Source organism: Neorhizobium sp. SHOUNA12A (assembly GCF_023006505.1).
In the GTDB taxonomy this organism is placed as follows: Bacteria; Pseudomonadota; Alphaproteobacteria; order Rhizobiales; family Rhizobiaceae; genus Neorhizobium.
The window spans coordinates 37653-57898 of sequence record NZ_JALBGV010000036.1; the positions used below are offsets into that span (position 1 = coordinate 37653).

Below are 20246 nucleotides of genomic sequence, written 5' to 3' on the forward strand. Positions count from 1 at the left end.
AGCGGATTCTCTTAGGGTTAGGCTAAGGTTTTGGCTTGACGCGACGAGCCCCACTGACTATAGAACCGCAACTTTCCACTCAGGACCAGTTGGATCGGCGCGCCGGGCATTGTCCGGAAGTACCATCCGATTGCAGAAGAACAAAGGTGTATCCATGTCTCGTGTGTGCGAACTGACCGGTAAGGGCGTTCTGACCGGCAACAACGTAAGCCACGCCAACAACAAGACCCGCCGTCGGTTCCTGCCGAACCTGTGCCAGGTCACGTTGATCTCCGACGCTCTCGGCCAGCGTTATCGCCTGCGCGTTTCAGCGCACGCTCTGCGCTCCGTCGAACATCGTGGCGGCCTCGATGCCTTCCTGTTGAAGTCCGACGAGACCGAACTGTCGATGCGCGCCCGCCTGCTGCGCCGCCAGATCGTCAAGAAGACCGCCGAAGTCGCTGCTGCGGCCTGATCGGCCTGACGACAAATCATCCGGCTTTGAACAAGGCTTGAACGGGTAATACCGGCCAGGCCTTTTCTCTTGGCCTTCATAAAACTCCAACTGGTGGCATCACCCAGGATAAAAAAATGCTGAGCTCACGCTATACTTTCATCTATGCCCTGCTGATGGCGGCCGTCGTGGTCGCATCGAACTTCCTGGTCCAGTTCCCGGTCACGGGAACGCTCTGGGGCATCGCCCTTGGCGATCTCCTCACCTGGGGCGCCTTTATCTATCCCTTTGCCTTCCTGGTGACCGATCTCGCCAACCGGCAGTTCGGGCCTTCGATCGCCCGACGCGTCGTTCTCGCAGGCTTTGTCGTCGGCGTGACGCTGTCGTTCCTGGCCTCCGCCCCGCGCATCGCCATCGCCTCGGGCACCGCCTATCTGGTTGGCCAGCTTCTCGACATCTCCGTGTTCAATCGGCTCCGCCGCCAGACCTGGTGGCGCGCGCCGCTCGCTGGCTCCCTGCTCGGTTCGGCGCTCGACACGCTGCTGTTCTTCTCGTTGGCCTTCGCCCCGCTCTTCGCCTTCATCGGCCCGAACGAGGATTTCGCCATCCAGTCCGCACCGATCCTCGGCGCGTTTGCCGCAGAAGCCCCGCGCTGGGTCTCCTGGGCGCTCGGCGACCTCGTGGTCAAGATCCTGGTCGGCGTCGTTCTTCTCCTGCCCTATGGCGCGCTGATGAACGTGCTGAAGCCGATGCCGCAGGTCGCTCCGGCCAGCTAACTCAAGCGCAGACATTCCGCCTGGCATCATTGCGTCAGGCGGAATTCCAGCATCACGTTACGCTGCAGCAGATTGCCGTTATCATCCGAAATCAGGATGAGGTGCGGCCTGCCCTCCGGCCCGGTGATGACGTCGAGCCCTTCCATGTTGTCGATGGCATAACCCATATCGGCATCGATGAGCACTTCGCCGTCGACGACAGCGCCGGGACGGATGCTGCCGCCCTTGATGAGGCGGATGCGCATGCCAAGGCCGCCGAGGAAGCTGAAACGGCGTTCGAGCAGCAGGAAATCGCCGTTTGGCAGGAAGGCACCATCGGTCGCGTCGAACGGATCGTGCCGCACCACCGTGAACACGCCCTTGAGCGGCCCCTCCAGGATGGCGGCGAAAAGGTTCCCCTGGTCATCGAGGCTATGCTCGGTGACCACGATGGGCGATCCCTTGAGCGGACTGGCCTGGGGCGAGACCGCCACCGTCTCCATGCCCGCATTCATCCGGAACTCGTGGCGGGGGATCGGCAGATCAAGGCTTTTCAGGGGATCGGAGGTCTCGAACCCCGGATCGGGATAGGCATCGACGCGATGCAGCTGCTCGAAGCTGACGATCGCCTGGCCGTCCCTCAGCGCCAGCCCCTCGGCGTCCGAAGTGTATTTCGAACCGACCCGGCCGCCGCGGATGAGGATCGGATTGATGGCGAGATCGGTGAGGTTGGCGAGGCGCCCCTTGGCATCCCGCTCGATGCGGCCGGTCAGCCAGGAACCGGTATCGAGCACCGACACGAACCTTTCGCCATCGGCGCGAAAGCGGATGCTCGACAGCGACTGCAGCCGGCTATCGGACGATGAAAATTCGATTCCACCGAGAAATTCGAGAGGTCCAAAGCGTGTTTCCGCCGAACCGCGCTTGAATTCGGTGATCGCGCGCGCCCTGACCGAGATATTTTCGGTGGCAGGCGCCACCGGGAAAGCGATGACGCCAAAAATGCCGGCCCAGACGACGAGGCGGGAAAGTTTCAAGCGGCGGACCTCAGCTGGCCCGTCGCATGCGGCCCTGCTGCCTGCCGTTTTCCGCAAACAGTTCGGCGAGCTGCTCGGTCATCGCGCCGGCAAGCTCGTCCGCATCAACGATGGTCACGGCCTTGCGATAGTAGCGCGTCACATCATGGCCGATGCCGATTGCCAGCAGCTCCACCGGCGAGCGCGTCTCGATCTGCTCGATCACGGCGCGAAGATGCCGCTCGAGATAATTGCCCGGATTGACCGACAGCGTCGAATCGTCGACCGGCGCGCCATCCGAAATCATCATCAGGATCTTGCGCTGCTCGCGGCGGGCGATCAGGCGGTTATGCGCCCACATCAGCGCTTCGCCGTCGATGTTTTCCTTGAGCAGGCCTTCGCGCATCATCAGGCCGAGATTGCGGCGTGAACGGCGCCACGGCGCATCCGCCGACTTGTAGACGATATGGCGCAGGTCGTTGAGGCGGCCGGGCGTCGGCGGTTTGCCGCTCGCCAGCCACTTTTCGCGCGCCTGCCCGCCCTTCCAGGCCTTGGTGGTAAAGCCGAGGATCTCGACCTTGACGCCGCAGCGCTCCAGCGTGCGGGCCAGGATATCGGCGCAGGTGGCAGCGACCGTGATCGGCCGGCCGCGCATCGAGCCGGAATTGTCGATGACCAAGGTCACGACCGTATCGCGGAACTGCGTGTCGCGCTCCTTCTTGAAGGAGAGTGGCTGCATGGGGTCGATGATCAGGCGCACCAGACGGGCCGGATCGAGATACCCCTCTTCCAGATCGAAGTCCCAGGAGCGGTTCTGCTGCGCCATCAGGCGGCGCTGCAGGCGGTTGGCAAGCCGGCCGACGGCACCCTGGAGATGGGCAAGCTGCTTGTCGAGGAAGGCCCGCAGCCGGTCGAGCTCCGCTTCGTCGCAAAGCTCCTCGGCCGTGATTTCCTCGTCGAATTCCTGGGTGAAGATCTTGTAGTCGACCTTCTCGTTGAAATCGTCGAACGGACTGTTGGGCCGCCGGGTCTCGCCGGGCGTCTCGGAATGTTCGTCGCTATCGTCCGACATGTCGTCGTCGGACATTTCCGCGCCGTCCATCTCGCCGTCGTCCATTTCCTCGTCGGAAGCGTCGCTCTGCTCGGCAGGTGCAGCGTCGGAGCCGGCCTCTTCCTCGACCTCGTCGTTCTCGGTCTCGTTGCTGCGCGGCTGGTCCTCCTGGTCCGGGTTCTCCATCTCCTCCGGATCGGTATCGTCGTCGGCAAACTCCTCCGCCATCTGCATGGAGGTCAGCATGTGCCGCACCAGCTTGGCGAACGCCTGCTGGTCCTCGATCACGTTGCGGAGGTTGTCGAGATCGCCAGCCGCCTTGTCCTCGATGAACGGACGCCAGAGATCGAGCACCTTGCCGGCGCTCGGCGGCGGCTTGATGCCGGTCAGCTTTTCGCGCACCAGCATGGCGACCGCCTCGCCGATCGGCGCGTCTTCCTGCCGTTCAACGCCAGAGAAATTCGCCTTCGAGTATTTTTCCGCATGCATTGAACTGAGGTTCGACGCCATGCCGGCCATCCGCAATGCGCCAATCGACTCGACGCGCGCCTGCTCGACGGCGTCGAAGACGACGCGTGCGTCGGCGCCCTGCGGCGACATGCTGGCATGCACGTTGGTATCGTGGCAGGCGATCCGAAGCGCCATGGAATCGCCGAGCCCGCGGGTCACCGCGAGCTCGTGTGCGGTCGGCCGCTTGGAGATTTCCGGCAGGCGGATGCGCTCGCCGGCAAGGCCCGGACGCTCGTTGGCGAACGTGACCTCGACTTCCGCGTCACCGGCGATGGAACGCACGCAGCCGGTAATTGCCCGCCGCAACGGTTCGGTATCGACCGGACCGCCGGATTTGGCTTTCGAATTGTCTCCGCGACCTGCCATGATCTCGTCTCCGCTTAGGCTCCGAGGACGATGTTGGCGGCACTTTCCTTCAGCTCGACGCCGAAGGCACGCTGGTACTGTTCGGCGACCAGCGTGCGTTCCAGTTCGTCGCACTTGTTGAGGAAGGTGATGCGGAAGGCGAATGCAATGTCACCGAAGATCTCGGCGTTTTCCGCCCAGGTAATGACGGTACGCGGGCTCATGACGGTCGAGAGATCGCCGTTGATGAAGGCCGAACGGGTAAGATCCGCGACGCGCACCATCTTCGACACCGTCTCGCGGCCCTCGGCCGTGCGACCGAAGGACTTGACCTTGGCGGCGACGATGTCGACTTCCTTCTGGTGCGGCAGATAGTTCAGCGTCGTCACGATCGACCAGCGGTCCATCTGTGCCTGGTTGATCTGCTGCGTGCCGTGATAAAGGCCGGTCGTATCGCCGAGGCCGACCGTGTTGGCGGTCGCGAAGATGCGGAATGCCGGGTGAGGACGGATGACACGGCTCTGGTCGAGCAGGGTCAGGCGGCCGGAGGATTCCAGAACGCGCTGGATGACGAACATGACGTCCGGGCGGCCGGCATCGTATTCGTCGAAGACGAGCGCGACATTATGCTGGTAGGCCCAGGGCAGGATGCCGTCCTTGAATTCGGTGACCTGCTTGCCATCCTTCAGGACGATCGCGTCCTTGCCGACGAGATCGATACGGCTGACATGGCTGTCGAGGTTGATACGCACGCACGGCCAGTTGAGGCGAGCTGCGACCTGCTCGATATGGGTGGACTTGCCGGTGCCGTGGAAGCCGGACACCATGACGCGTCGGTTATGTGCAAAGCCGGCGAGAATGGCGAGCGTCGTATCGCGGTCGAACAAGTAGTCCGGGTCGAGATCCGGTACGTAGGGGTCGCCGCTGCTATATGCCGGAACCCTGATATCGCTGTCGATGCCGAAGACTTCCCTGACCGAAACGGTGGTGTCGGGAAGGTTGGAAATATCTAGATCAATCTTACTCATCGTCTCTCCAAGGCGCGAGCCGCCGCCCGGCCGTCATCCTTACTGCCATAATTTTTACGGCTTAGCAGAAACCCGCCTGCTTCAACAACTGATATGCTTGAATGACGGCACGAAAACGTTCTTCCGAACCGCGGTCGCCGCCATTCGCATCCGGATGATGTTTCTTGACTAGTTCCTTGTAGCGGGTCTTGATCTCCGCAGCCGACGCATTGGCCGCCAACTCCATCGTATCGAAGGCTTTGGCTTCCAATGTCTTCAGCTTGCGCCCCTGCGTCTGGAAACGGGGGCCGGCCGCCCGCGCACTCGACACGAAGCCGAACGGATCCCTGAAGCGCTGCTGGGCGCCGGTGGCGCCGGCAGCCCCCGAACGCGCCGTCGAATGAAGCGGGGCATCCTTGGCGGCCTTGTTGACGCCGACAGTCCAGGTCGGGCGATGGCCGGTGATCGCCTCTTTCTGGTAACGGGCGATCTCGCTGTCCGAGAGGCCGGAGAAATAGTTATAGCCCTTGTTGTATTCCCTGACGTGTTCGAAACAGAACAGAAAGAACTGGCCTTCCGCGTTGCGGCCAACGGGTGCACGATGGACGCCGGGTTTGTCGCACCCGTCCCATTGGCAAGTGGGCGCTTCAGGCACAGCTTCCTGCTGCCTGTTCTTGCGCGTCCGGATGCGGTCGAAATATTTGGAATCTAGTTTCATAAGGCCCTCATTATGGGGCGACGAACAGGGCGCGGCAAGAATTGACAAAGTTCTTTCTTACTGGTTTGTGGGATGCCCCTTTTGCGTCGCAACGGAGACCGAAATGTCCGTCAAATCCCGGATCGAAATCACGCTCACCGACAATCTCGAACCGGAACGGCTGGTCGTCATCGATGAAAGCCATCAGCACGCCGGCCATCAGCCCGACATCACCGGAACCGGCGAGACCCATATGCGGGTCCGCATCGTTTCGAAAAAGTTCTCCGGAATGAGCCGGCTCGACCGGCATCGGACGGTGAATGCCCTGCTGAAGCCGGAACTCGACGCCGGGCTGCATGCGCTCGCGGTGGAGGCTGCGGCACCGGGCGAGCCGACACGCTGGTAGCTGGGCTTAGATAGGGATGGCGGGGTGAGAGGCCAAGGTAGGGGCATCGCTCATTGTGGGAAATCGCCTTGACCAGCCCGGCCGTTTTTCCAATAGCTGGGGGTGTAGCGGCCGTTTGGAGCCAATAGCGGTCACGGATCAGATAACCGCCCATAATGGAACGATATTCGATTGATGACTACTTCAGATTTTATCGCGCAATCGCGTTGCGATAAAGTACCGGCCCTGTTCATTGTTCCGCTCTTCAACAGCTACACTATCACCGGGTAAAAATTCCCATTCTTCAAAATCCGGTATAGTCTGTGGGGTAATTAAATAGCTGCCATCAGGATTTTTCGTTGCCTCTACGGGCCGCCACACCGGGACAGGTTCATCCGTTAGCTTAACGTGAATAACAAACAAGTCGCTTTTAGAATTTGAAGCCATCGCCGCCAACCTGAATTACGCCTTTAGTTGTATTGTCAATAATTACTGAGCGGCCCGTTTCGGGGTGCTCATAGCGGGTTGCTGCTCCACCCGTCTGATAATTAGTGGCTGGATGCTGCTTTCCGTTTTGTACAGCCTCATCAATTTGTTTATGCGTCCATCCTCGTTGCTCCATTTGCCTCTCAAGCTTTTCTTGATTTTTTATCGAATCGGCCTGCCATTTGTTAGAGCTTTCAGCCTTTGCCTCCTGTTTATCTTTATCTTTATCTTTGTCGTCATCGGGATCAGGCGTTCCGGTAACGGCTCCTTGAGTGTTTGCCTTGGCATCATCCCTCATTTCCCCGTTGCCCATCTCTGTAGGATAGGCAGCGATGGCGACAACACCGAGCACTGCACCTGTCGTCGCGATTCCCGCTCCTACCGCCGCAGTGGTTCCGCTGCTGAATCCTAATGATGAGAGGAAACCGCCTATCGCTGCTCCAACTGCATCAAAGAACCCTCCGGCCGCAGCAGCTCCCGCCGCGTGACCATTTGGGTCACTTTTGTTGATCGGGTCATTTTCCGAATAGGCGTATCGGTTTGTGCCTACACCCAGCATGGTCGGGTCCATGGGGTCAGGCGAGATAAATCGTGCATTCGCGGCTGATCCGAAAAACCCCAGTACGATGCTGCATGCGAGCAGCAGGCTCAAAAGTCTTTGGAGAATTACCTTCATGAAAAGCCCCACATCTAAAAACGCGCAGCGTTGCGCGGCTGATTCGTCCCCGGATATCAACCTCCGGTTTCGGTGATGTGCGGTCAATAGGGTCAGATTTGCGATCCACAGCGAGCTGGCGCTCTCAATATCTCGCAGATGCAAAACCGGGTGTATTTGATGTCCGCTTCGGGCCGAAAACCGCCAACTCAGCGCTAGACTGAAAGGCTGTCGCGAAACGGACGACTACTCCGCCGGCAGCGTCACATCTTCCGCAGGCCTGATCCTTAGCCGCGTAATCCGGTTCTTCTCCCGCTTCATCACCGTGAAACGCTTCCCATAGAACGTAAACGCCTGCCGTTCTTCCGGGATCAGCTTCGACTCGTGGATGACGAGGCCGGCGATCGTGGTTGCTTCCGCATCCGGCAGGCTCCAGTCGAGCGCCCGATTCAGGTCGCGGATCGGCACCGAACCGTCGACGACGATCGAACCGTCCGCTTCCTGGCGCACGCCCTGGATCTCGATATCGTGCTCGTCGGCAATGTCGCCGACGATCTCCTCAAGGATGTCTTCGAGCGTGACGATGCCCTGTACCTCGCCATATTCGTCGACGACGACCGCGAAATGCCCCTTGCGTCGCAGGAAGGCGCTGAGCTGGTCCTTGAGGCTGGTGCTGTCGGGCACGAACCATGGTTTTTGGGCGATCTTGACGATATCGAGGTTTTCCGGCTCGACATTCGGCTCGGCGAGCGCCCGCAGCAGATCCTTGGCGTGGACGACGCCGATGATGTTCTCGGTCGAATTGCGCCAGAGCGGCATGCGCGTATAGGGGCTTTCGAGGACGGTGCGCACCGCCACTTCCGGCGGGTCGTCGGCATTGACCGCCCGCATGACCGTGCGGTGCCGCATCACGTCGGAGACTTCGAGCTCCTCGAGTTCGAAGAGGCCGTTCAGGCGGTCGCGGTCCTGCTTTTCGAAATTTCCGTCGCGATGAACGATATCGAGAGCGGCGTGCAGATCGTCATGGCTGGAAAGCGCCAGGGTCTGTTCCGACAGGGAAACGCCGAGCGCGCGAAGAAACCCGCGGATCACCGCGTTGACAGCACGCGACTTGAGGCCCTGTTTGGACGTCATTTCGGCCGTTTTTCCTCCAGGAAACTCAAGACCTCGGACGACGGCACGTCGTTGGCGACGAAGGACTGGCCGATGCCATGGGTGAGGATGAAGGTGAGCTTGCCGCTCATCACCTTCTTGTCCTGCGCAATCGCATCGAGCAGCTTTTCGGTCGGCGGCAGTTTTCCGGGAATATCGCTCATCGATGTGGGCAGGCCGACGGCCTTGAGATGGGCCGTCACCCGTGCCGCGTCGTCCGGGCTTGCAAGGTTCAGGCGCGCCGAGAACTGATGTGCCAGCACCATGCCGATCGCCACGCCCTCACCGTGCACCAGACGGCTGCTGTCGTATTCCGTTGCAGCCTCCAGCGCGTGGCCGAACGTGTGGCCGAGATTGAGCAACGCCCGCCGGCCGGTCTCGCGCTCGTCCTCGACCACCACGTCGGATTTCGCCTGGCAGCTGATGGCAATCGCCTCGATCCGCTCCGGACCGCCGGCAAATACGGCTTTCCAGTTCTTTTCGAGCCACGCGAAGAAATCCGGCTGGTCGATCAGTCCGTATTTCGCTACTTCCGCATAACCGGCCCGGAATTCGCGATGGGAGAGCGAATCAAGCGCCGCGGTATCGGCGAGAACGAGGTCCGGCTGATGGAAGACGCCGAGCAGGTTCTTGCCGTGGCGGGTGTTGATACCGGTCTTGCCTCCGACCGACGAATCGACCTGCGCCAGAAGCGAGGTCGGGATCTGCACGAAGCGCACGCCGCGCCGCACGATGCCCGCTGCAAAACCGGCAAGATCGCCGATCACGCCGCCGCCGAGCGCTATCACCGCGTCGTTGCGTTCGATACGGGCCGACAGCACCATGTCGGTGACCGTTGCCAGATGTTCGAAACTCTTGGTCTTTTCGCCGGCCGGCAGCGTCAGGGACACGGCTTCGATCCCGTCCGTCTGCAGGCTGTCCATCAGCGCTTCGAGATAAAGCGGCGCGACGTGCTCGTCGGTGACGATGGCGGCCTTGCGGCCCTTCAGCCGCGCGGTGATCTCGCCGCCGGCACGCGTGATCAAGCCGGGGCCGATCAGGATGTCATAGGCCCGTTCGCCGAGCGGCACGTGCACCAAACGCTCGGCGTTACGGCCCTCGGATCGGGAAGACATGTTCATTGCAATTCACCTTCGCTGGGCAATTCATCTTCGCCGGACAGACTGGCCACCGCGGAGAGCACCTCGTTGACCACTACGTCCTTGCGGACATTTTCAGACCGCACCGTTACGTCGGCCTCGGCATAGATCGGATAACGCTGGATCATCAGATTTTCGAGCGTCTGCTTGGGGTTCTCGGTCTTCAGCAACGGCCGGTGGTCGCGTTTGTTCACCCGTTCCCACAAAACGTCGAGATCTGCCTTCAGCCAAATGGAAATGCCGCCGATCTTGATCTGGTGGCGGGTGTTCTCATTGATGAAGGCGCCGCCGCCGGTCGAAACCACGCGCGGGCCGCCCCTCAGCAGCCGCTCGATGACCCTGGTTTCCAATGCCCGGAACTCCGTTTCGCCGTAAGCCGCAAAAAGTTCGCTGATGGTCATGCGGGAAACCTTCTCGATCTCCGCATCCGTATCGATGAAGGGAATCGAAAGGCTCTGCGCCACCAGCCGGCCGATCGCCGATTTGCCCGCCCCCATCAGCCCGACGAAGATCAGGTTGCGCTTGCCGAGAACGGCGCGCGCCTTTTCGCTGAGGGCGGGTGCGGCGGAGGTTGCGGCTTCTGTCATCGTTAAGTCCGTTTCGAGAAAACGGTATCGACAAATGCATCGGCAGCGTCAAGCCGTCGCAACCCTCAAAGAATGCGGGGGATTGTTTGTTCTTGCCGATATGTAAACCTTTATCGATATATTGCGACGCAACCCCAGGAGTCGTGAATGCCCACCCTTTTCCGTTTCCTCTTCGTGCTGGCGGCGATCGCAGGCATCGTTTATGGAAGCATGGTGGCTCTCGTCATGCTGGTGGACCCGCACGAGCGCGATGTGACGGTGCGCATTCCTTCCGAGAGGTTGAACCCGGCAGCGCCGAAACAATAACGGCAGGGAACATGGCCGATCTTTCCCGAGCTCATATCGAAGCCTTTCTCGAAATGATGAGCGCCGAGCGGGGAGCCGCCGGCAACACGCTCACCTCTTACGAACGCGATCTCGAAGATCTGCAGTCCTTCCTCGTTGCCAGCAACACCTCGGCCCTGACGGCTGAAAGCGCCAGTCTCTCCGCCTATCTCGCCCATCTCGGCGCCCAGGGTTTTGCCGCTTCGTCCCAGGCAAGAAAACTGTCGGCGATGCGGCAGTTCTACAAATTCCTCTATGCCGAGGGCCTGCGCGGCGATGACCCGACCGCGATCCTGGACGCGCCGAAAAAAGGCCGTTCGCTGCCGAAGATCATGAGCGAGGACGAGGTGACGCGCCTGCTGGACCTCGCTGCCAAGGAGGCCGGCGAACCCGGGCCGGACCAGCTCGGGCGTCTCAGAATGCTGGCGCTGCTTGAACTGCTCTACGCGACCGGCATGCGCGTCAGCGAACTGGTATCGCTGCCGATCAAGGTTCTCGACCAGGAGGGCCGTTTCCTGATCATCCGCGGCAAGGGCAACAAGGAGCGCCTCGTGCCGCTTTCCCGTTCGGCGATCGCGGCCGTCGCATCCTATGGCGAGGTCCGGCGGCTGGCACTCGCAAAGACCGGCGACAGCCCGTGGCTGTTTCCTTCGGCCGGCAAAGGAGGCTATCTGCCGAGGCAGGTGTTTGCCCGCGACCTCAAGGGTCTGGCGGCGCGCGCCGGACTTAGAGCCGCCGCAATCTCTCCCCATGTGATGCGCCATGCCTTCGCAAGCCACCTCCTCCAGAACGGGGCAGACCTTCGCGTTGTGCAGGAACTGCTCGGCCATTCCGACATTTCCACCACTCAAATCTACACGCATGTACTGGAAGAAAGGCTGCGAGAGCTGGTTCAAACACACCACCCTCTTGCAAAACAGGCCAAAAACCGGGATTAGAGGCCCCAAACACAAAATGGGAACTCCGTGTTCCTGAGATAAAACAACCGGAAACCGGCTCTCATGCAGACTTATCTCGATTTCGAAAAGCCAATCTCGGATCTCGAAGGCAAGATTCACGAGCTCAAAAAGCTCGCCTCCGAGGACGAAAGCATCGATACGTCCGAGGAAATCGGCAGGTTGGAGACCCGAGTCAGGGAAGCCACAAGGGAAATCTATTCCAAGCTTGGCGCCTGGGAGAAAACGCAGGTCGCGCGCCATCCGCAGCGACCGCATTTCCTCGATTACTCCGCCCACTTGTTCACCGATTTCACGCCGCTCGCCGGCGACCGCAATTTCGGCGAGGACGCCGCCATCCAGGCCGGCCTCGCCCGCTTCAACGGCATGCCCGTCGCGGTCATCGGCCAGGAAAAGGGCCATGACACCAAGACGCGTCTCAAGCACAATTTCGGCAGCGCGCGTCCGGAAGGCTATCGCAAGGCAATCCGCGTCATGGAAATGGCTGATCGTTTCCACCTGCCGGTCATCACCCTCATCGACACTGCAGGCGCCTATCCCGGCGTCGGCGCCGAGGAACGCGGCCAGGCAGAGGCCATCGCGCGCTCGACTGAAATGTGCCTGGGCCTGAAGGTTCCGATGGTTTCGGTCGTGATCGGCGAAGGCGGTTCCGGCGGCGCGATTGCGATTGCCACCGGCAACCGCGTCTACATGCTCGAACATTCGATCTATTCGGTCATCTCGCCGGAAGGCGCGGCATCGATCCTCTGGCGCGATTCGACCCGCGCCCGCGAGGCTGCGACCAACATGAAGATCACCGCCGAAGACCTGAAGGGTCTCGGCATCATCGACGACATCATCCCGGAGCCAGTCGGCGGGGCGCATCGCGAGCCCGAGGCCGTCATCACCGCGACGGGCAAGGTCATCGCTTCGGCGCTGGAAGATCTCGGCAGGCTTTCGGGCGAGGAAGTCCGGGCTGCACGCCGGCAGAAATTCCTCGATATCGGCCGTAATCTGTGATCTCCGGCTGTCCGCCGCTCAAATAGCCAAATTTAGCCATATTGCTGATAACATTGGGGCCTGGGCGGTTTTGCTGGACAGGCCGGCGCAAGCGGTTAAGAATATGTAAAGATTACCGCTTTATTCCTAGAAGTCCTGTACCGAATTCGTTCGTCGTTCCAAGTCTATGTGGTCCGTCTCGATGCGCCTGAAACACATCGCTTTCGCCCTCCTCGTGGCAACAGCCCTGACGGGCTGCAACGATACGCTCGATTCCGCGAGCGTCGACCTGAAGAGCGTCAAGAACAAGGTCGAGCAGCCCCTACCTTCGAGCATTCTCGCCGAGATGCAGAAGAAGGACATGCCGCGCAATTCGCCGATCATGATCCGCATCCTCAAGGAAGAGGGCAAGCTGGAGGTCTGGAAGGCGAGAGCTGACAACCGCTTCGAAGTGATCAAGAGCTACGACATCTGCGCCTGGTCCGGGAAGCTCGGCCCCAAGGTCAAGGAAGGCGACCGGCAGGCTCCGGAAGGCTTCTATAACCTGACGCCGGCGCACCTGAACCCGAATTCCAAATATTACCTCGCCATCAACACCGGCTTCCCGAACCGCTACGATGCCGCCAACGGCCGCAGCGGATCGAACCTGATGATCCACGGCGCCTGTTCGTCCTCCGGCTGCTATTCGATGACCGACGAGCAGGTCCTGGAAATCTATGCCTTCGCCCGTGACGCCTTCAAGGGCGGCCAGACCTCGGTGCAGTTGCAGGCGCTTCCCTTCCGCATGACCGCCGAAAACATGGCGCGTCACCGCGACAGCCAGAATTTCGACTTCTGGAAGATGCTGAAGACCGGCTACGATCATTTCGAGGTCACCAAGCGTCCGCCGGAAGTCAACGTCTGCGAAAAGAAATATGTCTTCAACCAGCAGGCCGATAGCAACGGCACCTTCGCTCCCGCCTCAGCCTGCCCGCCCATGTCCACTCCGCCGGCCCTCTCGGCTGCGCTCACCTCCTACGAAAAGACCTATCAGGTGACTTACGCGAAGGCGCTGGAGAAGTTCGACGGTAAGGTCTGGTACGAGCCGACCGAAGCCGAGCGCAAGGCAGTCGTCGCCGACAAGCGCAAGGGCCGCGATATCGCCTATGCGCCGACCGGAACCTCGCTCGAAGCCGGCAAGCTGCTGAGCCAGTCGGAATTCCAGCAGATGATGGAAAAGCGGATGGCCTCCCAGAACAAGCCGGCTAATACCGTGCTTGCCTCCGCCTCGCCCGTCACCTTCCGTGCCGGTTCCGCCGCCGACCGCATGAAGCAGGACCGCCTGCCGGCAGCCGGCCCCAACGCGCAGAACAATGTCGCACAGAGCACCGGTACGGTCCCGACCGTCACGACGGCGCAGGGCACGACCGCCACGGTTCCGATCCCGGCTCAGAACCCACTTGCCTATGCAGCACCGCCGATCAGCGAAGAAAAGAAAAAGCCGTTCTGGAAGTTCTGGAGCCAGGAATGAGCTTTGAGACCGCAGGCCTCTACGATCTGAGAGGCCTGAAGTGTCCCCTGCCCGTCCTGAAGACGCGGCGCCGGCTGAAAGGCATGCCAAGCGGCACGGAGCTTGCGATCGAAACTACCGATCCCCTGGCCGGCATCGACATCCCCCATTTCTGCAATCAGGAAGGCCACGAACTGGTCCGCTCGGAAAAGACCGACACGGGACACCGGTTTCTGATCCGCAAAGGTTGAGCGGGCCTACATCCGAAGGCCGGGAACGGCAAGCGGATTGTCCTCCAGCGCCGCGCGGTCCGGCCGGTCGACGCGGGGCTGGCCGGTGAATGCGGCAAAAAGATCCGAGACGAAAGCTTCTTCCAACCCTTGAGTGATCAGCACCATGCGGGTGCGCCGGTCGGAGCCGTCAGGCCATTTCGGCAGGCGCTGCGGCGGATGGAAGACGCTCTGCACCCCATGCAGCACCAGCGGACGATCCGGATTATCCGACAGCGCCACAATCGCCTTCATCCGGAGCAGCTTTTCGCCATGGGCGGAGCGCAGCAGGTCGATGAACATCTCGATCGCCATCGGATCGATCGGCCTCTCGTGGATGATCGAGAAGGAGCGGATGTCGTCGCCATGGCGGTTCACGTCATGGTTATGGTGGTGATGGCCATGCCCGTGGTGCTCGTGGCCATGGTGATGATCATCGTGGTGGTCATGACCATGATCGTGATGATGATGCTCTTCGGCATCGCTCGCCATCTCGTCGTGCAGCCAGCGATCGACATCGGCGATCTTCGTCGCCGGGTCGTAGAGGCCGTTCACCAGAATGGCGGCCGTGCCGGCCTCCTCACTGTCTCCATCGACGACCAGCGCCCGCGGATTGAGCGCGGCGAGCCGGCTTTTCAGCGCCGCCAGCTGGGAAGCGTCCGCCATTGACTGTTTGGAGATGATCAGCCGGTCGGCCACCGCCACCTGCTTCACCGCCTCCTGATGACGGTCGAGCGTGGAGACGCCGTTCACCGCATCGACCACGGTGATGACGCCGTCGAGCTCGAAATTCTGGGCGATGACCGGGTTACCCATCACCGACTGCATGACCGGCGCCGGGTCCGCAAGGCCGGTCGTTTCGATGACGATGCGGCGGATCGGCCTCAGACGGCCGGTCTGGATGCCATCCATGATCGAAGCGAGCGAATCCACCAGTTCGCCGCGCACCGTGCAGCAGAGGCAGCCATTGGCAATCTCCAGCAGCGCATCGCCGGACGCTTCGACCAGGAAGTTGTCGATCCCGACCTCGCCGAACTCGTTGATGATCACAGCCGTATCACTGGTGCCCGGATCCTCCAGGATGCGGTTCAGCAGGGTCGATTTTCCTGCGCCGAGAAACCCGGTGAGGATGGAGACGGGAATCCGGTTGCGGGCAGAGGACATGATCTATTCTCGTTCAGAATGTCGGACGCGGCTGCGGGATCGGCACATTGAGGGCATTGGCGGCGACCGCTGCCTTCTTGGCGCCCTTCGGCGGCGGTGGCGGAGCCTCGCCGCCGGAAAGCAGGGCGAGCAGCGCATAGACGGGCGGCCGGACCATTTCATGGATATAGGGCGAATGCTGGATGGTGCGGCCCGCATCGTCACGCGTTTCGCTGCGCACTTTTGCGGCCTTCGGATTGCAGATCTCGGCGCTGACGTCGTTAACCTCAGCCGTATCGCCATAGGGCGCGAGCGCCGGCAGCGCCACGCCCCCGGCCGCCGTCGAGGTCAGTCCCTGCTGCAGCAGGTTGGCGGTGTCGTCGGCTCGGCCGGCGAGGCTGTCCGAACCCAGCACCACGGATATCACCGAGCGACCGTCCCGCGTGGCGGAGCCGATCTGGTTGAACCCGGAGGCACAGATGAAGCCGGTCTTCATGCCGTCGGCGCCGTCGAACCGGCCGATCAGCGTGTTGAAATTGGGATATTGCTTGGAGCCGGTATCGATGCCCTCAAGCGAAAAATAGCTCTGGTATTCCGGGAAATCCTGCTTGAGCCTCAGCGTCAGCAGCGCGAGATCCCGGGCGGTCGAGAACTGCCCCTTGCCCGGCAGGCCGTGCGGATTGATGTATTGGGTCGAACTCATGCCGAGCGCCTTGGCCTGGGCATTCATCATCGCCACGAACTGCTCCTGCGTGCCCCCGACGGCCTCGGCCACCGCAACCGCCATGTCGTTGGCCGATTTCACCAGCATCATCTTCAGCGCGTTGTCCATCGTCATCGTCGTGCCGGGTGTGAAATACATCTTGCTCGCCGGCTGGTCGGTCGCCCACTTGCTCATCACCACAGGCGTCTCGAGCGAGAGCTTGCCGCTCTTCAGGGCCTTGAAGGCAACGTAGGCGGTCATCAGCTTGGTCAGCGACGCCGGATACCATTTCAGGAAGGCGTCCTCATGGGCAATCACCTTGCCGGTCTTCGCATCGACAACGATCTTCGGATTGGCGGCAGCGCTGCCCGCGGATACGAAAAGCCCAATGGCCGTCACGGCAGAAATCAACCGGGTGGCAGACACGGATCGGAGGCTTGAAGTCGGCAAGGGTTTCCCTCGTTGTTACGGCTTTAACGAGTGCGGCGCATATGCGGCGTATGTGGCCAAGCAATGGCAAAGAAGATTGATTACGTCAATCATGACAGGCACACTCCGGCCGGGAGGACTTGTCATAACCGCGTGACCAGCCAGCAACAGGGAACATTATGCCGATTTTGAACCGAGCCGCCGAACTTCAGGGCGAAGTCAGCGAGTGGCGACGATATCTTCATGAAAATCCTGAGATTCTTTACGAGGTCGAGAACACCGCCTCCTTCGTGGAACAGAAGCTGAAGGAATTCGGCGTCGACGAAGTGGTGCCCGGCATCGGCCGCACCGGCGTCGTCGGCGTCATTCGCGGCAAGGGCCCGGGCGGCCGCACGATCGGCCTTCGCGCCGACATGGACGCGCTGCCGCTCACCGAAATCACCGGCAAACCCTGGGCGTCGAAGGTCCCCGGCAAGATGCACGCCTGCGGCCACGACGGCCACACGTCGATGCTCCTGGGTGCGGCGAAATACCTCGCGGAAACCCGCAATTTCAACGGCACCGTGGCACTGATCTTCCAGCCCGCCGAAGAGGGCGGCGCTGGCGCGCTGGCGATGGTCGACGACGGCATGATGGAGCGTTTCGGCATCGAGGAAGTCTACGGCATGCACAACATGCCCGGCATTCCGCTCGGCCAGTTCGCCATCCGCAAGGGCGGCATCATGGCGGCGCCCGACCGGTTCACCATCACCATCAAGGGCCGAGGCGGCCATGCCGCCCAGCCGCACAAGACCATCGACCCGATCTTCATCGGCTCGCAGCTGGTGGGCAGCCTGCAGGCGATCGCCGCCCGCAACGCAGACCCGGTCCATTCGGTCGTCATCTCGGTGACCCGCTTCGACGCCGGCACGGCCTATAACATCATTCCCGACCAGGCGACGCTCTGGGGCACGGTGAGGACCCTCAGCGAGGCGACCCGCGACCTTGCCGAGAACCGCATCCGCCAGATCGTCGAGGGCATCGTCAGCGCTCATGGCGCCACGTCCGAGATCGATTATTACCGCCAGTGCCCGGTCACCTTCAACCATGACCTCGAAACCGATCACGCGATCGGCGTCGCGAGGGAAGTGGTCGGCGCTTCGAACGTCGACACCAATGTCGAGCCGACCATGGCCGGCGAAGACTTCGCCTTCATGCTGAAACGCCGCCCCGGCGCCTTCATCTTCATCGGCAACGGCGATACGGCAGCGCTCCACAATCCGCATTACGATTTCGACGACGAGGCGATTTCCTACGGCATTTCCTACTGGGTTCGGCTCGCCGAACAGCGGTTGACGGAATGAGGGCGAGGAAAAGGCTTGGCTAAACGCCTCGCCTTTTGTATGGAATTCCTCACGTGGTCCCATAGCTCAGCAGGATAGAGCGCAGGATTCCTAATCCTGAGGCCGATGGTTCGAATCCATCTGGGATCACCACCCTCGTTCATCGCGCAATTGTCGAGGTCTGGTCCGTCCGTTTCGGCCGCCTTACCGTGCGAACGACGCCGCGACGGGCAGCGCCGAGAAGTGCCGCGATCAGCCAGCCGCAGAAGAGCCCAGCCGCGGCCCAGGTGAGGCCTGCGAAATCCACCGGCACACCCGGCACGAAATCGCGCCAGGCATTCGCAAACGTCGTCGAATCAGGATTGCGCATCACCACGAACGGCTTGGTGAACGGCGGCGCCAGGGTCAGCTCTTTCTGTTGCTCGGCAAGCATCTCGTAACGCGAAAAAGTCCGCCGCATCGCTTCGCCCTGATTGCGCAGGAAGATCTGTGGTGAGGCGGAATAGATGTTGAGTGCCTCCTGGCGGTCGAGGCCGTTATGGTTGGCCTGCGCGTCGAATTCCGAGATCATGATCTTGAGCTCATCGAGCGCTCCGCCGATCCGCTGGCGGTATTGCTGCGCGAATTCCGGCGCCTGGGAAAAGAAGATCCCGCCAAGCAGTGCCATCGCCATCGTCAGCATTCTTCCGAACATGAGCATGGCAAAACCTCGATTGTTTTGCCGATCAACGATGCCGGGCCGTCAAAGGTTGCCTTATTTTACCCGCACATGCTCCATGCGGAAACCGAGGCCGATCAGCCGGCCGGCGAGATGGGCAAGCAGCGGAAAGCGGGCGATGCCCCGGATGAAGGCCGGCGGACCCTTGCGCTTCCGGTCGTCCGCCTGGTCGGTGCGACGGCTACTGCGCATCATCAGCTGCAGCTTCTGCGTTGCCCTGGTCGGAAAACTACGCCGCTTTTCGACGGCGGCGAGATCCGCGTCGACAAGGCGCTTCTCGCGCAGCGGTGCGGCCAGGATATTGGCCGCCGCTACCGCATCCTGGATCGCCAGATTGACGCCGACGCCGCCGATCGGCGACATCGCATGCGCCGCGTCGCCGATGCAGATCAACCCCGTCCGCCACCACTGCTTCAGCCGGTCGATCCGCACCGTCAGCAGGCTCGTATCCTCGAAACTGCGGACCTCCTGCATTCGCTCGGCCGGCAGCGGCGAGACGTCGATCACCATCTGCCGAAAAGCCTCGATGCCCTTCTCGCGGATGTCGGCGAACGTGGTGCCGCGGATGACATAACCGCATTGCCAATAGTCGCCGCGGTCGATCAGCACGAAACCCTGGCGCGGTCCGGCATGGCCCATCACCTCGTTCGGATCGCCCAGTTGTTTCGACAGCTTCATCCAGACGACTTCGCTCGGCATGCCGAAACTCTCGACATCGAGCCCGGCCCTTTCCCGCACAACCGAATTGCGGCCATCGGCACCGACGACGAGCGCCGAACGTATAGTGAGCTCTCCTTTGGGTGTCTCCAGGATGAGGCCCGAGATTGCGCCCTGCTCCTCCAGCACGTCCACCACCTTCGCCTGCATGATCAGCCGGAAATTCGGAAAGCCCTGCGCCTTTCCAGCAAGAAAGCTCAAAAAGTCCCATTGCGGCATGAAGGCAATGAAGCGGTTCTTGACCGGCAGCCGCGAAAAATCCGCGATGGTGATCGTCTTCCCACCCATCTCGGCCGAAAGCTTCGGTGCCCGCGTGTGCGGCAGCTTCAAAAATTCATCGACCAGGCCAAGTTCGTGCATCACTTCCAGCGTCGAGGGATGGATCGTGTCGCCGCGAAAATCGCGCAGGAAATCCGCGTGCTTTTCGACCACCGTTACATCAACGCCGGCCCGCGCCAGCAGGAGGCCGAGCATCAGCCCCGCCGGGCCGGCGCCGGCGATCACGCAAGTCGTCTGGATTTCACGGTGTTCGCTCATCGCCCCACTTCGCGCCAAGAGTACCCGTTGTGCAAGCTGCACTTGGTCGCAGCCGGGCCGAATTCAAGCCCGCTCTTGTGAGCCGTGGCTTTCGCTTGTAGACCAACGGCAGCTTTAGGAAATGGAAGACAGCATGGCCGAAACCGGCAAGCGCCGCATCAGCATCCTCGGTTCCACCGGCTCGATCGGCGTCAATACGTTGGATGTGGTGAACCAGCTCGGCGGCCGCGAGGCCTTCGAGGTCGTCGCCATCACCGGCAACAGCAATATCGCGCTTCTGGCAGACCAGGCGAAGGCATGCGGTGCAAAACTGGCCGTCACCGCCGATGACCGCCGGTATGCGACACTGAAAGACGCGCTTTCTGGCAGCGGCATCGAGGTCGCCGCCGGCCGCGAGGCGCTGATCGAGGCGGGCGCGCGCCCGTCAGACTGGGTGATGGCGG

General features: G+C 61.5%; 21 protein-coding genes, 1 tRNA gene and 2 pseudogenes. 11 read left to right on the forward strand and 13 right to left on the reverse strand.

Features of this window, described 5'->3' with window-relative positions; all coding sequences use genetic code 11:
- Nucleotides 1–154: 154 nt before the first annotated feature.
- Entirely contained in the window at nt 155–454 is a 300-nt protein-coding gene (rpmB, locus tag MOV63_RS17275; RefSeq protein ID WP_151044732.1) for a 50S ribosomal protein L28, read from the forward strand.
- A gap of 116 nt (nt 455–570) precedes the next feature.
- A complete protein-coding gene (locus MOV63_RS17280; RefSeq protein ID WP_247035191.1) occupies nt 571–1209 on the forward strand; it encodes a queuosine precursor transporter in 639 nt (212 codons plus the stop codon).
- A 26-nt stretch (nt 1210–1235) separates the two neighbouring features.
- On the opposite strand, the gene MOV63_RS17285 is transcribed toward MOV63_RS17280, so the two are convergent.
- The 4 genes from MOV63_RS17285 to MOV63_RS17300 all read right to left on the reverse strand — a co-directional run bounded on the left by MOV63_RS17285 (nt 1236) and on the right by MOV63_RS17300 (nt 5835).
- Complete coding sequence (locus MOV63_RS17285; protein ID WP_247035192.1) at nt 1236–2225, reverse strand: esterase-like activity of phytase family protein; 990 nt, start codon at nt 2223–2225, stop codon at nt 1236–1238.
- 10 nt (nt 2226–2235) lie between these two features.
- Nucleotides 2236–4131 (reverse strand): cobaltochelatase subunit CobT, encoded by a 1896-nt coding sequence (gene cobT, locus MOV63_RS17290; RefSeq protein WP_247035193.1) that lies wholly within the window; start codon nt 4129–4131, stop codon nt 2236–2238.
- Between the two features lie 14 nt (nt 4132–4145).
- Complete coding sequence (gene cobS, locus MOV63_RS17295) at nt 4146–5138, reverse strand: cobaltochelatase subunit CobS (protein ID WP_038546380.1); 993 nt, start codon at nt 5136–5138, stop codon at nt 4146–4148.
- A 61-nt stretch (nt 5139–5199) separates the two neighbouring features.
- Nucleotides 5200–5835, reverse strand: coding sequence for a J domain-containing protein (locus tag MOV63_RS17300; protein ID WP_038546382.1), 636 nt, complete (start codon nt 5833–5835; stop codon nt 5200–5202).
- Nucleotides 5836–5938: 103 nt separating this feature from the next.
- On the opposite strand from MOV63_RS17300, the gene MOV63_RS17305 reads away from it, so the two are divergent.
- The gene (locus tag MOV63_RS17305; protein ID WP_046605302.1) at nt 5939–6220 is read left to right on the forward strand and encodes a BolA family transcriptional regulator; all 282 of its coding nucleotides are present in this window, start codon (nt 5939–5941) and stop codon (nt 6218–6220) included.
- Nucleotides 6221–6403: 183 nt separating this feature from the next.
- On the opposite strand, the gene MOV63_RS17310 is transcribed toward MOV63_RS17305, so the two are convergent.
- The 5 genes and pseudogenes from MOV63_RS17310 to MOV63_RS17330 all read right to left on the reverse strand — a co-directional run bounded on the left by MOV63_RS17310 (nt 6404) and on the right by MOV63_RS17330 (nt 10218).
- A complete protein-coding gene (locus tag MOV63_RS17310) occupies nt 6404–6646 on the reverse strand; it encodes a hypothetical protein (RefSeq protein ID WP_247035195.1) in 243 nt (80 codons plus the stop codon).
- Nucleotides 6630–7361 (reverse strand): RHS repeat-associated core domain-containing protein, encoded by a 732-nt coding sequence (locus MOV63_RS17315; protein ID WP_247035196.1) that lies wholly within the window; start codon nt 7359–7361, stop codon nt 6630–6632. Before MOV63_RS17315 ends, MOV63_RS17310 begins: the two co-directional genes overlap by 17 nt.
- Nucleotides 7362–7586: 225 nt before the next feature.
- Nucleotides 7587–8459 (reverse strand): annotated as a pseudogene (locus MOV63_RS17320) (HlyC/CorC family transporter); the annotation flags it as partial.
- Between the two features lie 11 nt (nt 8460–8470).
- Nucleotides 8471–9613, reverse strand: coding sequence for a 3-dehydroquinate synthase (aroB, locus tag MOV63_RS17325; protein ID WP_247035197.1), 1143 nt, complete (start codon nt 9611–9613; stop codon nt 8471–8473).
- Nucleotides 9610–10218: a shikimate kinase gene (locus MOV63_RS17330; protein ID WP_247035198.1), complete on the reverse strand. Its 609-nt coding sequence runs from the start codon at nt 10216–10218 to the stop codon at nt 9610–9612. The genes aroB and MOV63_RS17330 overlap by 4 nt, the downstream gene beginning before the upstream one ends.
- 147 nt (nt 10219–10365) lie before the next feature.
- On the opposite strand from MOV63_RS17330, the gene MOV63_RS17335 reads away from it, so the two are divergent.
- From MOV63_RS17335 to MOV63_RS17355, 5 genes are all read left to right on the forward strand, one after another.
- On the forward strand, nt 10366–10524 hold the full coding sequence (locus tag MOV63_RS17335) for a hypothetical protein (RefSeq protein ID WP_038546390.1): 159 nt from the start codon (nt 10366–10368) through the stop codon (nt 10522–10524).
- A gap of 11 nt (nt 10525–10535) precedes the next feature.
- Nucleotides 10536–11480 (forward strand): site-specific tyrosine recombinase XerD, encoded by a 945-nt coding sequence (xerD, locus tag MOV63_RS17340; protein ID WP_151044744.1) that lies wholly within the window; start codon nt 10536–10538, stop codon nt 11478–11480.
- A 63-nt stretch (nt 11481–11543) separates the two neighbouring features.
- Nucleotides 11544–12497, forward strand: a complete 954-nt coding sequence (locus MOV63_RS17345; protein WP_038546395.1) for an acetyl-CoA carboxylase carboxyltransferase subunit alpha — start codon at nt 11544–11546, stop codon at nt 12495–12497.
- A gap of 181 nt (nt 12498–12678) precedes the next feature.
- Nucleotides 12679–13986, forward strand: coding sequence for a murein L,D-transpeptidase family protein (locus MOV63_RS17350; protein WP_247035199.1), 1308 nt, complete (start codon nt 12679–12681; stop codon nt 13984–13986).
- On the forward strand, nt 13983–14216 hold the full coding sequence (locus MOV63_RS17355) for a sulfurtransferase TusA family protein (protein WP_038546397.1): 234 nt from the start codon (nt 13983–13985) through the stop codon (nt 14214–14216). The genes MOV63_RS17350 and MOV63_RS17355 overlap by 4 nt, the downstream gene beginning before the upstream one ends.
- Before the next feature lie 6 nt (nt 14217–14222).
- On the opposite strand, the gene MOV63_RS17360 is transcribed toward MOV63_RS17355, so the two are convergent.
- Together MOV63_RS17360 and MOV63_RS17365 are read right to left on the reverse strand one after the other, a co-directional pair.
- Nucleotides 14223–15398: a GTP-binding protein gene (locus MOV63_RS17360; RefSeq protein ID WP_247035200.1), complete on the reverse strand. Its 1176-nt coding sequence runs from the start codon at nt 15396–15398 to the stop codon at nt 14223–14225.
- Between the two features lie 13 nt (nt 15399–15411).
- Nucleotides 15412–16488, reverse strand: a complete 1077-nt coding sequence (locus tag MOV63_RS17365; RefSeq protein ID WP_405029345.1) for a D-alanyl-D-alanine carboxypeptidase family protein — start codon at nt 16486–16488, stop codon at nt 15412–15414.
- 200 nt (nt 16489–16688) lie between these two features.
- Between MOV63_RS17365 and MOV63_RS17370 the strand changes: the two genes are divergently transcribed.
- Together MOV63_RS17370 and MOV63_RS17375 are read left to right on the forward strand one after the other, a co-directional pair.
- A complete protein-coding gene (locus MOV63_RS17370; RefSeq protein WP_247035202.1) occupies nt 16689–17852 on the forward strand; it encodes a M20 aminoacylase family protein in 1164 nt (387 codons plus the stop codon).
- Between the two features lie 55 nt (nt 17853–17907).
- Nucleotides 17908–17984, forward strand: a tRNA-Arg gene (locus tag MOV63_RS17375).
- Between the two features lie 7 nt (nt 17985–17991).
- Here the strand turns inward: MOV63_RS17375 and MOV63_RS17380 are convergent.
- Nucleotides 17992–18531 carry a DUF2937 family protein gene (locus MOV63_RS17380; RefSeq protein WP_247035203.1) on the reverse strand — a complete coding sequence of 180 codons (540 nt, stop codon included), beginning with the start codon at nt 18529–18531 and terminating at the stop codon, nt 17992–17994.
- 54 nt (nt 18532–18585) lie between these two features.
- Complete coding sequence (locus MOV63_RS17385) at nt 18586–19803, reverse strand: FAD-dependent oxidoreductase (protein WP_247035204.1); 1218 nt, start codon at nt 19801–19803, stop codon at nt 18586–18588.
- Nucleotides 19804–19936: 133 nt separating this feature from the next.
- On the opposite strand from MOV63_RS17385, the pseudogene MOV63_RS17390 reads away from it, so the two are divergent.
- Nucleotides 19937–20246, forward strand: a pseudogene (locus MOV63_RS17390) (1-deoxy-D-xylulose-5-phosphate reductoisomerase); the annotation flags it as partial.

Bases quoted from the DNA above. Each gene is read 5' to 3' on its own strand.
- rpmB (WP_151044732.1), top strand. From the start codon at position 155: ATGTCTCGTGTGTGCGAACTGACCGGTAAGGGCGTTCTGACCGGCAAC.
- MOV63_RS17280 (WP_247035191.1), top strand. From the start codon at position 571: ATGCTGAGCTCACGCTATACTTTCATCTATGCCCTGCTGATGGCGGCC.
- cobT (WP_247035193.1), bottom strand. From the start codon at position 4,131: ATGGCAGGTCGCGGAGACAATTCGAAAGCCAAATCCGGCGGTCCGGTC.
- cobS (WP_038546380.1), bottom strand. From the start codon at position 5,138: ATGAGTAAGATTGATCTAGATATTTCCAACCTTCCCGACACCACCGTT.
- MOV63_RS17300 (WP_038546382.1), bottom strand. From the start codon at position 5,835: ATGAAACTAGATTCCAAATATTTCGACCGCATCCGGACGCGCAAGAAC.
- MOV63_RS17305 (WP_046605302.1), top strand. From the start codon at position 5,939: ATGTCCGTCAAATCCCGGATCGAAATCACGCTCACCGACAATCTCGAA.
- MOV63_RS17310 (WP_247035195.1), bottom strand. From the start codon at position 6,646: ATGGCTTCAAATTCTAAAAGCGACTTGTTTGTTATTCACGTTAAGCTA.
- MOV63_RS17315 (WP_247035196.1), bottom strand. From the start codon at position 7,361: ATGAAGGTAATTCTCCAAAGACTTTTGAGCCTGCTGCTCGCATGCAGC.
- aroB (WP_247035197.1), bottom strand. From the start codon at position 9,613: ATGAACATGTCTTCCCGATCCGAGGGCCGTAACGCCGAGCGTTTGGTG.
- MOV63_RS17330 (WP_247035198.1), bottom strand. From the start codon at position 10,218: ATGACAGAAGCCGCAACCTCCGCCGCACCCGCCCTCAGCGAAAAGGCG.
- MOV63_RS17335 (WP_038546390.1), top strand. From the start codon at position 10,366: ATGCCCACCCTTTTCCGTTTCCTCTTCGTGCTGGCGGCGATCGCAGGC.
- xerD (WP_151044744.1), top strand. From the start codon at position 10,536: ATGGCCGATCTTTCCCGAGCTCATATCGAAGCCTTTCTCGAAATGATG.
- MOV63_RS17345 (WP_038546395.1), top strand. From the start codon at position 11,544: ATGCAGACTTATCTCGATTTCGAAAAGCCAATCTCGGATCTCGAAGGC.
- MOV63_RS17350 (WP_247035199.1), top strand. From the start codon at position 12,679: ATGCGCCTGAAACACATCGCTTTCGCCCTCCTCGTGGCAACAGCCCTG.
- MOV63_RS17355 (WP_038546397.1), top strand. From the start codon at position 13,983: ATGAGCTTTGAGACCGCAGGCCTCTACGATCTGAGAGGCCTGAAGTGT.
- MOV63_RS17360 (WP_247035200.1), bottom strand. From the start codon at position 15,398: ATGTCCTCTGCCCGCAACCGGATTCCCGTCTCCATCCTCACCGGGTTT.
- MOV63_RS17370 (WP_247035202.1), top strand. From the start codon at position 16,689: ATGCCGATTTTGAACCGAGCCGCCGAACTTCAGGGCGAAGTCAGCGAG.
- MOV63_RS17380 (WP_247035203.1), bottom strand. From the start codon at position 18,531: ATGCTCATGTTCGGAAGAATGCTGACGATGGCGATGGCACTGCTTGGC.
- MOV63_RS17385 (WP_247035204.1), bottom strand. From the start codon at position 19,803: ATGAGCGAACACCGTGAAATCCAGACGACTTGCGTGATCGCCGGCGCC.